The organism is Sphingopyxis sp. C-1, assembly GCF_001047015.1.
Taxonomy (GTDB): domain Bacteria; phylum Pseudomonadota; class Alphaproteobacteria; order Sphingomonadales; family Sphingomonadaceae; genus Sphingopyxis.
In genome coordinates this window covers 3,001,008-3,014,521 of sequence record NZ_BBRO01000001.1, presented here as the reverse complement: position 1 = coordinate 3,014,521, position 13,514 = coordinate 3,001,008, and the positions used below count along the sequence as shown (strand labels likewise).

General features: G+C 64.0%; 9 protein-coding genes. 6 read left to right on the top strand and 3 right to left on the bottom strand.

What is annotated here, in order from left to right; translation table 11 throughout:
- Positions 1–118 precede the first annotated feature (118 nt).
- Genes kdgD through SC1_RS14135 form a run of 3 tightly spaced genes read left to right on the top strand, consistent with a single transcriptional unit; the run spans position 119 to position 3,506 of the window.
- Positions 119–1,048: a 5-dehydro-4-deoxyglucarate dehydratase gene (gene kdgD, locus SC1_RS14145; protein ID WP_062182886.1), complete on the top strand. Its 930-nt coding sequence runs from the start codon at positions 119–121 to the stop codon at positions 1,046–1,048.
- Complete coding sequence (locus SC1_RS14140; RefSeq protein WP_238586703.1) at positions 1,045–1,956, top strand: LysR substrate-binding domain-containing protein; 912 nt, start codon at positions 1,045–1,047, stop codon at positions 1,954–1,956. Before kdgD ends, SC1_RS14140 begins: the two co-directional genes overlap by 4 nt.
- Entirely contained in the window at positions 1,953–3,506 is a 1,554-nt protein-coding gene (locus SC1_RS14135) for a carboxylesterase/lipase family protein (protein ID WP_368389961.1), read from the top strand. The genes SC1_RS14140 and SC1_RS14135 overlap by 4 nt, the downstream gene beginning before the upstream one ends.
- A 4-nt stretch (positions 3,507–3,510) precedes the next feature.
- Here the strand turns inward: SC1_RS14135 and SC1_RS14130 are convergent, their stop codons facing one another.
- Both SC1_RS14130 and SC1_RS14125 read right to left on the bottom strand, forming a co-directional pair.
- Entirely contained in the window at positions 3,511–5,340 is a 1,830-nt protein-coding gene (locus tag SC1_RS14130; RefSeq protein ID WP_062182879.1) for a hypothetical protein, read from the bottom strand.
- Positions 5,337–6,650: an MFS transporter gene (locus tag SC1_RS14125; RefSeq protein ID WP_062182876.1), complete on the bottom strand. Its 1,314-nt coding sequence runs from the start codon at positions 6,648–6,650 to the stop codon at positions 5,337–5,339. Before SC1_RS14125 ends, SC1_RS14130 begins: the two co-directional genes overlap by 4 nt.
- 274 nt (positions 6,651–6,924) lie before the next feature.
- Here SC1_RS14125 and SC1_RS14120 point away from each other — a divergent pair, with 274 nt between their 5' ends.
- The 3 genes from SC1_RS14120 to SC1_RS14110 are packed head-to-tail and all read left to right on the top strand — an operon-like array spanning position 6,925 to position 11,792.
- Entirely contained in the window at positions 6,925–9,747 is a 2,823-nt protein-coding gene (locus tag SC1_RS14120; protein WP_062182874.1) for a TonB-dependent receptor, read from the top strand.
- 15 nt (positions 9,748–9,762) lie between these two features.
- Positions 9,763–11,352 carry an aldehyde dehydrogenase (NADP(+)) gene (locus tag SC1_RS14115; protein WP_062182871.1) on the top strand — a complete coding sequence of 530 codons (1,590 nt, stop codon included), beginning with the start codon at positions 9,763–9,765 and terminating at the stop codon, positions 11,350–11,352.
- A gap of 47 nt (positions 11,353–11,399) precedes the next feature.
- Entirely contained in the window at positions 11,400–11,792 is a 393-nt protein-coding gene (locus SC1_RS14110; protein ID WP_370568750.1) for a cupin domain-containing protein, read from the top strand.
- 58 nt (positions 11,793–11,850) lie between these two features.
- On the opposite strand, the gene guaA is transcribed toward SC1_RS14110, so the two are convergent.
- Complete coding sequence (gene guaA, locus SC1_RS14105; protein ID WP_062184229.1) at positions 11,851–13,437, bottom strand: glutamine-hydrolyzing GMP synthase; 1,587 nt, start codon at positions 13,435–13,437, stop codon at positions 11,851–11,853.
- Between the last annotated feature and the right edge of the window lie 77 nt (positions 13,438–13,514).

Genomic DNA, 13,514 nt, shown 5'->3' with positions numbered 1-13,514 from the left:
ATCCGCGCATCAATCAAGCGCGCCTTTGGTTTGGACCCTTTCAGGCGCCTCACCTAGAAATCGCATCAACCTGGTCGCGTTTGGCGGCCGTTGGCGGTAATCGCAAAGGAGAGGCTTGATGGATCCGGTGGCAATGGGGCGGAAGTTGGGCGAGGGTTTGCTTTCCTTTCCCGTGACGCATTTCGATGCAAACGGTGCATTTGACGAAGCTCCCTATCGCGAACATTGCGCCTGGATGCTGGATCATGAACTTGCTGGCCTGTTTGCGGCGGGCGGTACCGGCGAGTTTTTCTCGCTGACGCCGACCGAGGTCGTGGACGTCGTTCGTGCCGCCGTTGCCGAAGGGAAGGGCAAGGTGCCCGTCATTTCAGGCTGCGGCTATGGTACGGCTATCGCGGTCGAGATCGCACGCGGCGCTGAAAAGGCGGGGGCCGATGGTCTGCTGCTGCTGCCACCCTATCTGGTCGGATCGAAGCAGGAAGGGCTCGCGGCCCACATCGAGGCGGTGTGCAAGGCCACCGGGCTGGGCGTCATCGTTTATAACCGCGACAATGCGATCCTCGACGATGAGACGCTGGCGGGCCTTTGCGATCGCAACCCCAACCTGGTCGGTTTCAAGGATGGCGTCGGCGATATCGAACTGATGACACGCGTCTATGCCCGCATGGGAGACCGCCTGACCTACATTGGCGGACTTCCGACCGCCGAGACCTTTGCGACGCCCTACCTCACCATGGGCGTGACCACATATTCGTCGGCGATCTTCAATTTCATGCCCGAATGGGCGCTCGACTTTTACAAGTCGGTGCGCGCGGGCGATCAGACCGAGGTCATGAATCAGCTTCGGCAGTTCGTGCTGCCCTATATCGCGCTTCGTAACCGTGGCCGCGGCTATGCCGTGTCGATCGTCAAAGCGGGCTGCCGCGTCGTCGGACGCGATGCCGGGCCGGTGCGCTCGCCACTTACCGACCTCAGCGCCGCCGAAGAGCAGGAGCTGCGCGCGCTGATCGAGCGCGCTTCGCCAAAGGCTCTTTCAGCGGCGGCTTGACCGGATTAGGCTGGGCCATGTTCGAACTCAGCCAACTTCGCTGCTTCGTCGCCGCTGCCGAGGAACTCCACTTCGGCCGCGCGGCACAGCGGCTCAATATGACCCAGTCGCCACTCAGCCGGCAGATCCAGCTGCTTGAGCGAATCCTCGACGTGACATTGCTCGAGAGAACCAGCCGCAATGTCTCGTTGACGCCTGCGGGGCGCGTGTTTCTGATCGAGGCGCGGCGGATCGTGCGCCTGGCAGAAAGTGCCTCGCTGTCGGCGCGCCGCGTCGCGAAGGGCGATGCTGGCAAGGTCGGTATCGGTTTCACCGCCGTGTCGGGCTATACGCTGGTTCCGCGTATCGTGACGCAGGCGCGCGCCACTCTGCCCAATATCGAACTCGAACTGCGCGAGATGGTGACCAGCGACCAGACCGATGCGCTGCTGACCGGCCTTATCGACATCGGTTTCGTCCGCCCGCCCGTTGAACGCGGCGAGTTCAACTCGATCCTCGCGCTCAGCGAACCGCTCGTCGTCGCGCTGCCGCTCGGCGATCCGCGGCAGGCGCAATCGGTGCTCGAACCTGCCGACCTCGATGACAAGCCGCTGATCATGTATTCGCGGCAGGGCGCAGGCTATTTTCATGACCTGCTGGCGCGTATCTTCGACGAGGCAGGCGTGTCGCCGCACTATGTCCAGCATGTGACGCAAATCCATTCGATGCTGGGGCTGGTACGCGCGGGGCTGGCCGCTGCGGTGGTCCCGCGCTCTTCGATGGGGCTGCATCCCGACGACGTGCAGTTCCGCGAGCTGACCACAACGCCTGAGCAGCCGGTCGAACTTTACATGGCTTGGCGCCGCGACAACGCCAATCCGGCGACCGAACCGATGCGACGCCTGTGCATGGAGGTCATGGCCGCGTGATCGCCCGCCGCCAACTGATGGCGGGTGCGGGGGCGGCGATGCTGCTGCCGCCGGCAGCGTGGGCCAAGGGAGGCGGCGACCCGGTTGCGATGACGCGCTACGGCCGCGTGCGGGGCCTTCGCGAGGCGGGTGTGCTGGCGTTTCGCGGTGTCCGCTACGGCGCCGACACCGCGCCGCGCCGTTTCGAACGCGCACTCGCACCGACGCCTTGGCGGGGCATTGCCGACGCGACGGTCTATGGTGCGGCGGCGCCGCAGACCAAGGCCAGCGAGCGCATCAGCGAGGACTGCCTGTTCCTCAACATATGGACTCCGGCGCTCGACGGCGCACGGCGGCCGGTGATGGTTTATCTGCACGGCGGAGCGCACGCACATGGGTCGGGGTCGGATCCGCTCTATGACGGCAGCAATCTCGTCCGGCGCGGCGATGTCGTCGTGGTGACGCTCAACCATCGGCTCGCGGCGTTGGGCTACGCCTATCTGGCCCGGCTCGGCGGGCCGGCGGAGTCGGGCAATGTCGGCAATCTCGACATCATTTTCGCGCTGCAATGGATCCGCGACAATATCGCCGGCTTCGGCGGCGACCCGGGCCGCGTGATGATCTTTGGCCAGTCGGGCGGCGGCGCGAAAGTCGTGACGCTGATGGCGATGGAAGAGGCGCGACCACTGTTCCACAGCGCCGCGACCATGAGCGGTCAGCATGTGACCGCGGCCGGTCCCAATCACGCGACCGAGCGTGCGAAGGCGTGGATGGCAAAGGCCGGTGCGGCGTCGTTCGACGATTTGCGTACCTTGCCCGTCGAACGCCTGATCGAGGCGATGGGGATGGCCGATCCGCTTGAGGGGAAGGGCGAAATAAGCTTCACCTCAACGCTCGACCATCATGTCCTGAAGCGCCATCCCTTTTACCCCGGCGCTCCGCGTGAGGCGGCTTCGATCCCCCTTATCGTGGGCAATACCCATGACGAGACGGGGTTGTGGATCGCCGAAACGCTCAAGCGCGGCGACACCGACTGGGACAATCTGCCGACCCGGCTGGAGCGCGAGATCGTCAAGGATGTCGACCCGGTGTGGCTCGCCGAACGATATCGTGCGCTCTATCCCGATCGGACGCCGGGGCAGATATTGCTCGCGGCATCGACGGCGGCGCGGTCGTGGCCGGGGCATCTGATCCAGGCCGAGGAACGCGCGCGAATTGGCGCGCCGACGTGGATGTATCAGCTCGATTTTCCGTCGCCCGAGGCGGGCGGCGTGCTTGGCGCATTCCACACGCTCGACATCGGGCTGGTGTTCGACAATGTGCAGCTTGCCGAGGCGCGCACCGGGAACAGCCCGCAGGCGCGGACGCTGGCTGGCCAGATGGCCGATGCCTTCGTTCGGCTTGCGCGGAGCGGCGATCCCAATGGCGGCTCGCTGCCCCTCTGGCCGCATTATGACCTGGACGCGCGGGCGACGATGATCTTCGACCGCGAGGTTCGGGTCGAGAATGACCCGCGCCGCGCCGAGCGCGAATTGCTGTCGGTCGCGCCCTATATCAAGCCGGGCGGCTGAAGCCTCAGCGATCCCAGGGAAAGGCCAGGGTGGGCCGATTGGCGTAACGCGCCATCGCAAGTTTGAGCTGCGTTCCGCATCCCGGTTCGAGCCGTAACGCAAAATCGCGACCGCCGACATGCCGCTTGCCGCCGTCCCATTCCACCGTGTCGATGCGATGTTCGGCGTAGGTGCCGCCCTGTATGATCAGGTTCCGCGGCGCGGCGCCGATGTTGATCAACGTCACCTCTGTCTGCGTGTCGCCGAGGCTGTGGACGAGCGCCGCCACATCGTCGGGAACGCCGGCACGCCGCCGGTCGGCGTCGAAATAGCGCAGGCGACAATGGAGCGGCACGCCCCCCTGCGGTGCGGTCGTCGGCGACCATGGCGGCCGGGCGATATGGAGGCCGCCCGTCATCGTCTGGATCAGCGCTTTCGCGGCCGCCGGGTTAATCCCGAGCGTCCAGTCCGCGAGCCGCTCGTCGGGCGCGGTCTTGTCGGCTTCGGCGATCGCGACGCGCTTTGCGACATGATCGAGATCTGCTTGCAGCGCCTGTTCGGGATAGGCCGCGTTCCGGCCTTCGAGGAAGTCGATCCACGGATGGCTGCCCGCTGCCTCGCGGTCGGCGGCTTCCTGCGTCGCGTACCAGATTTCGAAGCCGTTGGTGCGATAGGGGCCGGGCTTCCACCCGTACCAGCCGTCGGCATTATGCATCGTCGGCGCAGACATCACGCCATCGACCAATTTGCTCTGTTCGTTGATCCGCACGTTCATCTCGCGCCACAGGCGGAGGTAGTCGCGATCGCCGGAGAGCAGCAGGGCGTTGAAGAATGTCGTGATCGACCGCGGCACACGGTTGCGATTTTCGCGCTCGCCGGTTTGCGGAACGACGGGCGAGAAACCCCAACCATAAACACCCTGCCACCAGTCGGCACCGACGCTTCCATCGGCGGCAACGCGGCTCGGCAATATGCCGTTATTGGCGCGGGCGCGCTCGGCCCAGGCCGTCAGATAGTCGAGCGCCCAGCGCCGAAACCGGTCACCGGCACCGAGCGCATAGGCATTGAGGCCAAGTGTCGTGGCTTGCAGGTTCAGCGGATTGTCGCCGGCGACATCGCCATATTCGGCATAATGCGCCAGGAATTGCGCGTAATCATCCTCGCCATGTTCCAGGTGGAAACGCTCGGCGTCGAAGGGATCGCCCGCCCAGTCGAGCGCTGTGACCGCGCCGGGCGCCGGGCCGCGGCTGCCATTCATCAGGCTGCGCATGACGCGGTGGCGCGGGTCGTAATTGGCGACGCTGCGGTCGCGTCCCGTGTACAGATCGGCGAAACGGCGCGTGCGGTCGAACAGCTTGCGGTCGCGCGGCGCGCTCATGCCCATGACGTTGAAGGTCGTCAGCCCCTCGGCATTATGCTGCCAGTCCATCCGGACGGGGAATTCGCGATAATACATGCCCTGGCGTGCGATTGCGACGTCGACGGTCTTTGCGGCGGTATATTGGCGGATATGCCCGTCCCAGAAACGCTGCGAGAGGCTAAGCAGCTTGTCGGAGCCGCCGAGCGCGTGGAGCGTTATCCAGTCGTTCGTCGCCTCGGCCGCATCGTCGGGGCCGTCGTTGGCGCCCCAGCGTGCAAAGATTTTCAGCGCGTCGTTCGCATCGACATATTTCGCGTAGAACGCCTCGCATGCCTCGGCATTCGCCTTGAGCAGGCGGCGCTGCAACCTCGCCCAGCCGGGCGCCGCCATCGGCGTCGCAATCCGCACCGCACGGGCCGGCCCATTGGCGAGCGCTTTCGGCGCCGCGAGAAGAGTGCCGCTCGCTACAAGGAACGTCCGGCGCGAAAATGTCATACGGTCAGTTCCAGGCGGCGGATCGGACCGACGATCCAGACATAGGCGACGATCGTCAGCAGGCAGTGGATCGCGACGAAGGCGAGCGCGAGGTCGAATGAGCCGGTCGCCGCGACGATATAGCCGACCACGATTGGCGTCACGATCCCGGCAATGTTACCGAACATGTTGAACACGCCTCCCGACAGACCGGCGAGCTGTTTGGGCGCGACATCGGCCATCACCGCCCAGCCGAGCGAGGCCACACCTTTGCCGAAGAACGCTATCGCCATCAACGTGATGACCAGCCATTCCTGCTCGGCCCAGACGCAGGCGAGAATTGCGGTGGCGAGCAGCATCCCGATGACGAGCGGCGTCTTGCGCGCCTTGTCGAGGTTCCCGCTGGTCTTGAGGATGCGGTCTGAAATTACCCCGCCTGCGAGCCCGCCGATGAAGCCGCATGCCGCCGGCAACGCCGCGGCGAACCCTGCCTCCATAATGTTGAGGCCGCGCTCCTTGACCAGATAGATCGGGAACCAGGTGACGAAGAAATAGGTCAGCACATTGATGCAATATTGGCCGAGATAGATTCCCAGCATCATCCGGTTCGATAGCAGCAGCCGGAAATTGGGCCATGAGAAGGCCGGTGCCGTCTTGCTGCGATCTTCCATCGAAACCTGTCCGCCGCCCTCGCGGATATGATCGAGTTCGGCCTTGTTGACGCGCGGATGCTGTTCGGGGCCATGAATCTGGCTGACGAAAAGCAGCGCCGCCAGAATGCCGAGCGCACCCATCGTCCAGAATACCGAGCGCCATCCATGTTCGTGGACGAGCCACCCCATCAGCGGCGCAAAGGCGACGAGCGAGAAATATTGGGCGCTGTTGAAGATCGCCGAAGCGGTGCCGCGTTCGGCGCCGGGGAACCATGCGGCGACCAGCCGCGCATTGCCGGGGAAGGACGGTGCTTCGGCAAGGCCGACGAGGAAGCGCAGCAGGAAGAGCGTGGTGACGGCGGCGAGGCCGGGGATAAAGCCGACGAACCCCTGTGCCGCGGTGAATAGCGACCAGATGAGGATGGCCGAGGCGTAAACGCGCTTCGTACCGAACTTGTCGAGCAGTGCGCCGCCCGGAATTTGCGCCAGCGCATAAGCCCATGCGAATGCCGAGAGAATATAGCCGGTCTGGATCGGGCTCAGCGCGAGTTCGCGCGAAGCCTCTTCGCCCGCGATCGAAAATGTTGCGCGATCGGCATAGTTGATCGTCGTGATGACAAAGATCAGCGCAATGATCCAATAGCGCGTTCTCGTCGGCTTTTCGGCGTCCTGGATCATGATCCTCTCCCTGATGACCGGAAGCACTCGCGGCTTTTACGGTGGAGTGACGCTAGCGACTGCAGCTTCGCCGGTCCAAGCTGAAAGTTGGAACGATCCAGCCAAGTCATGGCTCGATCATTGCCGCAAAGTGCGCTTTGCAGCCAATCGGTGCGCGATCGGCAATGATCAATGCTTGATTGAGGTTGGCTTTATGGGGGCTACTGGCGTTAGCCGTTGGACATTCAAACCGTACGACTTGCCGCACGACGGCAAGCAGGAGAGGGGATTACCGATGGCAACTTCCGCAATGAGCAACATCAAGATCGGCCTTTTCGCAGGGGCGGCATCCTTGGCGCTCGTCCATCCGGGCGTGGCACAGGCACAGGATGCGGCCGCTGCCGAGCAGGCCGAATCGGCCGGTACTGCGGAAGCTGCCCCCGAAGGCGCCGGCGAGGAAATCATCGTCACGGGCTTTCGCCAGAGCCTCACCAGCGCGCTCAATATGAAGCGCAACGAAACGGCCTCGATCGACGCGATCAAGGCCGAGGATATCGCCGAATTTCCCGATCTCAACCTAGCCGAGTCGCTTCAGCGCATTCCGGGCGTCGCGATCAGCCGCGTGAACGGCGAAGGCCGCAACATCTCGGTCCGCGGCCTTGGCCCCGAATATACGCGCGTGCGCATCAACGGCATGGAAGCGATCGGCACGAGTGGAGGCACCGACAATTCGGGCGGGGTCAATCGCGGCCGCGGTTTCGACTTCAACATCTTCTCGTCGGACCTGTTCAACAGCCTTGCGGTCCGCAAGACGGCGAGCGCGGAGGTCGAAGAGGGCTCGCTCGGCGCCACCGTCGATCTGCAGGTCGCGCGCCCGTTCGACTTCAAGAAATCCACCGCGGTGCTTTCGGTCCAGGGAAGCTATAATGATCTCGCCCGCAAGCTGACCCCCCGCTTCTCGGGGCTCGTTACCGTCTCGAACCCCGACGAAACCTTCGGCGTGCTTGTCTCGCTCGCTTATGAAGAGCGCCGGATCCGCGAAGAGGGCGCGAATATCACGCGTTGGACCTATGGCGGTTTCAACGGCGGTTTCAGCCCACAGTCGACGCTGCAGGGGTACACGCCGGCGCAGATCAACAACGGCACCAACCTCGACACGGCGCTGTTCCATCCGCGCATCCCGGGTCTCGTCAGCTATGACATCAACCAAAAGCGGCTTGGCGCGGCGGTATCGGTGCAGTTCCGTCCGTCGGACAGCACGCTGATCTCGATCGACGGCCTTTATTCGCGTCTCGACGGCACCCGCGCTGAAAGCCAGTTTCAGGCGATTAGCTTCAGCCGGTCGGGCACCGGAAAGCCGCAGACGATCATCCGCTCGGGCGTCGTCGACGCGAACAACAACATCATCAGTGGCACATTCGACAATGTCGATCTGCGCACCCAATCGCGCTACGATGTCCTCAAGACCGACTTCCACCAGCTCACCGCCAACCTCGAGCAGGAATTCGGCGACAAGCTGAAGTTCACCGGCCTTGTCGGTCATTCGAAATCGGCGTTCCGCAACCCGGTGCAGACGACGGTCACGATCGACGCGGCGAACACCAATGGTTTCTTCTATGATTTCTCGTCGCGTTTCCCGACGATCAGGCCGGGCGTCGACGTCGCCAACCCCGCGACCTTCGCCTTCACCAACGGCACGTCCGAAGTCCGCATCCGTCCGCAGACGGTCGACAACAGCTTCACCACGGCAAAGGGTGCGCTGGCGTGGGAGGCGAGCGATGTCATCACGCTGAAGGCCGGTGTCGACTGGCGCCGCTTCACCTATGACTCGACCGAACGCCGACGCTTACAGGGCGAGACGGTCGTTACGACGCTTACCCCTGCACAGCTCGCGCCGCTGACGAGCGTCTATTCAGGGTTCGGCCGCGGGCTCAATCTGCCCGATGGCACGATCACCAGTTGGGTCGTCCCCAACCTCGACGCGTTCCTCGCGGCCCTCAATACGCCGACGAACCCGACCTACGCGACTGGCGGCATCGAAAATGCCACGGCGCGCGGTTCGTTCATCACGGTGGAGGAGAAAGACCTCGGCGCGTGGGGCATGGCTGAATTCAACCTGGAGAGCGCGGGGCTCCCGCTGCGCGGCGACATTGGCGTACGCTATGTCGACACCAAGCAAAACTCGACCGGCTATGCGAGCCAGGGAGCGGCAATCAACCTGGTCGAAGCGAACCGATCCTACGGTCGCTGGCTGCCGTCGGCCAACCTCGTCTTCGACGTGACCGATAATCTGCTCGTGCGGGTCGCGGCGGCGAAGACGATGTCGCGCGCAGGAATCGCCTCGATTACGCCGGGCGGCAATCTCAACGTGTCCGGTGGCAACCGCACCTTCAGCTCGGGCAACCCCGACCTCAAGCCGACCGAGTCCGACAATCTCGACCTTAGCGTCGAATGGTATCCGACGCCTGGCGCCATCTATGCCGTCTCGGGCTTCTACAAGAATATCGGGACTTTCGTTCAGTCGCTCAGCACCTCGGTGCCCTTCGCCGACCTCGGCCTTCCGGCATCGCTGCTGACCGGCACCACGGCGTCGCCGACCGACATCTTCATCGTCAGCCAGCCGGTCAATTCCAGCGGCGGCAAGCTGAAGGGTTTCGAAGTCAATGTGCAGCAGCCCTTCAATTTCTTCGATGGTTTCCTGTCGAACTTCGGCGTGCTGGCAAACTACACCTATGTCAGCTCGAATATCGAATATCTGACTTCGGCGAATGGCAGCACATCGGTGCGTGCGCCCCTGGTGGGCCTGTCGAAGCACGCCGCGAACGCGACGCTATATTATGAAGATTCGAAATTCTCGGTCCGTGGGTCGGCCTCCTATCGGTCGAAATATCTCACCGCGGTTCCGGGCACCGAAGGCAATGCGTGGAACGGCACGAACAGCACGTTGAATTTCGACGCGCAGCTTTCCTACGCGATCAACGACCGGCTCAAGCTGAGCCTCGAAATGATCAATCTGACCGACGAGAAGAATGATCAATATGTGGACGAGACGAACCGCCTGAGCGTGCTCACCCACAGCGGCCGGCAGTTCAACTTCGGCCTGCGTTTCAGCCTGTAACGGAAGGGAATGAGGGTGATCGACGGCAGCATATTGATCGGACGCGCGACGCGGCGGAGCAAAGAAAGCTTCCACGCCTATGATCCCGCGACCGGTGCCGTCGTCGGTCCCGCCTTTGGCATCGCAAGCGCGGCGGACGTTGCCGACGCCTGCGCGCTCGCCGCGGACGCCGCAGGGCCCTTTGGGTCGCTTACCCCCGCCGTCCGTGCCGATTTTCTCGATGCCGTGGCCGCTGCGATAACCGATATCGGCGATGTGCTGATCGAGACCGCGATGGCCGAAACCGGCCTGCCGCGTGCCCGCCTGGAGGGGGAGCGCGGCCGGACGACCGGCCAATTGCAATTGTTCGCTGCGGTTGTGCGGCAGGGCGATTGGCTCGACGCGACGCTCGACAGTGCGTTGCCCGACCGCGTCCCGCCGCGTCCGGCGCTGCGGCGAATGAACTTGTCGTTGGGGCCGGTCGCGGTCTTTGGCGCGTCGAACTTCCCGCTCGCCTTCTCGGTCGCTGGCGGTGACACGGCTTCGGCCTTTGCCGCCGGCTGTCCGGTCGTGGTCAAGGGGCACAGCGCGCATCCCGGCACGGGCGAACTGGTCGCGCGTGCGGTGCAAAAGGCGGTTGCCGACTGCGGTCTTCCCGAGGGCGTGTTCTCCTATCTGCCGGGCAAGTCGCACGCGCTGGGGTCGGCGCTGGTCGCCGATCCGCGGATCAAGGCGGTCGGCTTCACCGGATCGCGCGGGGGCGGACTGCACCTCGTCGAAATCGCGCGCAAGCGCAAAGAACCCATTCCCGTCTATGCCGAGATGAGCAGCGTAAACCCGGTAATCATCCTCCCGGGGGCACTTGCTGATCGCGGCATTGAACTGGCCGGCGCCTTTTCTTCCTCCCTTACACTCGGCGCCGGCCAATTTTGTACCAATCCCGGGACGATCGTCGCGGTCGACGGTCCGGCCCTTGATGCATTCGTCGGCGCGGCCGCCGCGGCCCTGGCCGATGTGGAGCCCGCCACGATGCTTAGTGCCGGAATCGCTTCGGCTTATGCCGACGGCGTGGCCGCGCTCGATCGCAACGCAGCGGTTGAGCGCGCCTCCGCAGAGCGCGGTGCCGGGCATAACCGCTGCGTACCGGCGCTGTTCGAAACGACTGCAGAGGCTTATGCCCGCGATGCGTCGATCGGCGACGAGGTGTTCGGAAGCGCCGCGATCGTGGTGCGCTGCCGCGACATCGCCGAGGTTGCAGCGGTTGTCGCGGGCATGGAAGGCCAGCTTACCGCGACGATCCATATGGACCAGCGTGACATGGAAATGGCGCGGCCGCTCGTGCCGCTGCTCTCCGACAAGGCGGGGCGTCTGCTGGTCAACGGCTGGCCGACCGGCGTCGAAGTGACCCATGCCATGGTGCATGGCGGGCCGTTCCCCGCAACATCCGACAGCCGGTCGACATCGGTGGGGTCACTGGCGATTGCGCGTTTCCTGCGCCCTATGTGCTTCCAGAACCTACCGGAGGACATGCTGCCGCCGGCACTTCAGGACAGCAATCCGTGGCACCTTTCGCGGCGCATTGATGGCGAATTGCGCGCCCCTGCTGCCACACTCGCAAACGCGTAAGTCGAACCGGATATCATCTCGTTTATACGGAAGAGGGCGTCATGAGCATTATTTTCGCACTGCTTCTCGCAGGCAATCAAACGGCGCCGATGGTCGTCGTCGATGAGGCGGATACGGTGCAGGAAGGGCCGGCCCCGCACGGCAAGATCGGGCAATCGACGGCATGGCGGATCAGCGATGCGGTTCCGTCGCCACGCAGCTTCGAATTCAGAAAGCGTCAGCTTCACGTGGGTGCAGCGATCGGGATCCATCCGATCGACCATGATGAAATCTATTATGTGCTGTCGGGCACCGGCACCGTCCATTCGGACGGAGAGGAGAGGGAACTGCGTTCGGGCATGGCGGCTTGGCTGTATAGCGGCGCCAGCGTCGGAATTCGCCAGACGGGCGATGTACCGCTCGTCCTCATAATTGCCTATCCTAACAGGCCGCAACGCTGAAGCGATTGGCCAGCGCTAGCGAGTGCCAAGCGAATTTACTGAAAACCTTCTACTTTCCTCATTCCCACTCAATCGTGCCCGGCGGCTTCGACGTGTAGTCGTACACCACGCGGTTGATGCCCTGGACCTCGTTGATGATGCGTGTTGCGCAGCGGCTCAGGAAGCTTGCGTCGAACGGATAAATGTCGGCGGTCATGCCGTCGGTCGAGGTGACCGCGCGGAGAGCGCAGACATGGTCGTAGGTCCGTCCGTCGCCCATCACGCCCACCGTCTTTACTGGCAGCAGTACCGCGAACGCCTGCCAGATCGCGTCGTAAAGGCCGGCATTCCGGATCTCCTCCAGATAAACGGCGTCGGCCTTGCGAAGAATGTCGCAACGCTCCTTGCTGACCTCGCCCGGGATACGGATCGCGAGGCCGGGGCCGGGGAAGGGGTGGCGGCCGACGAAGATGTCGGGAAGGCCGAGTTCCTTGCCGAGCAGGCGCACTTCGTCCTTGAACAACTCGCGCAGCGGTTCGACGAGCTTCATGTTCATGCGCTCGGGCAGGCCGCCGACATTGTGGTGGCTCTTGATCGTGACGCTCGGCCCACCGGTGAAGCTGACCGATTCAATAACGTCGGGATAAAGTGTGCCCTGCGCGAGGAAGTCGGCGCCGCCGATCTTCTTCGCTTCCTCCTCGAACACGTTGATGAATTCGGCGCCGATGAACTTGCGCTTCTTTTCGGGGTCGGTGACGCCGGCAAGGCCCGCCATAAACCGTTCCTCGGCGTCGACGACGACGAGCGGGATGTTGTAATGATCGCGGAACAGGCGCTCGACCTGTTCGCGTTCGTTCATGCGCAAAAGGCCGTGGTCGACGAAGACACAGGTGAGCTGCTCGCCGACCGCCTCGTGGATCAGCACCGCCGCGACCGCGCTGTCGACGCCGCCCGACAGGCCGCAGAGCACGCGCTGGTCGCCGACCTGCGCGCGGATTTCGGCGATCTTGGTGGCGCGGAATTCGGCCATCGTCCATTCGCCGCTGCACCCGCAGACGTGGCGGACGAAATTGGCAATCAGCTTCGCGCCATCGGGCGTGTGGACGACCTCGGGATGGAATTGCGTGCCATAATAGCGGCGCTCGTCGTCGGCGATCAGCGCGAAGGGCGCGCCGTCGCTGACTGCGACGATGCGGAAGCCGGGGGCAAATTGCGTGACCTTGTCGCCGTGGCTCATCCACACCTGATGGCGTTCGCCGACTTCCCACAGCCCATCGAACAACACGCAGGGTTCGGTGACGGTCAGGAAGGCGCGCCCGAATTCGCCGTCGCGCTCACCGTCGGCGCCGCCGGGCTCGACCTGCCCGCCGAGCTGCTGGCTCATCACCTGCTGGCCGTAACAGATGCCGAGGATCGGCAGGCCGCTGTCGAAGATCGATTGCGGCGCGCGCGGGCTGCCGCTCGCGGGGACCGACGCGGGCGAGCCCGAGAGGATCACGCCCTTCGGCTGCATCCGTTCGAGTGCCGCCTCGGCGGCGTTGAACGGGACGATCTCGCTATACACGCCGGCTTCGCGGACGCGGCGGGCGATGAGCTGGGTGACCTGTGACCCGAAGTCGATGATCAGGATCGATTCAGGCGCGGCGGAAGAGTCTGGAGTCGTCATGGGTGGCCGATAAGGGTGAAGGCGCATGCTGTCCAGCGGTCGATATGAGGCGCCCATCGAACGACGATGGCCTCGAC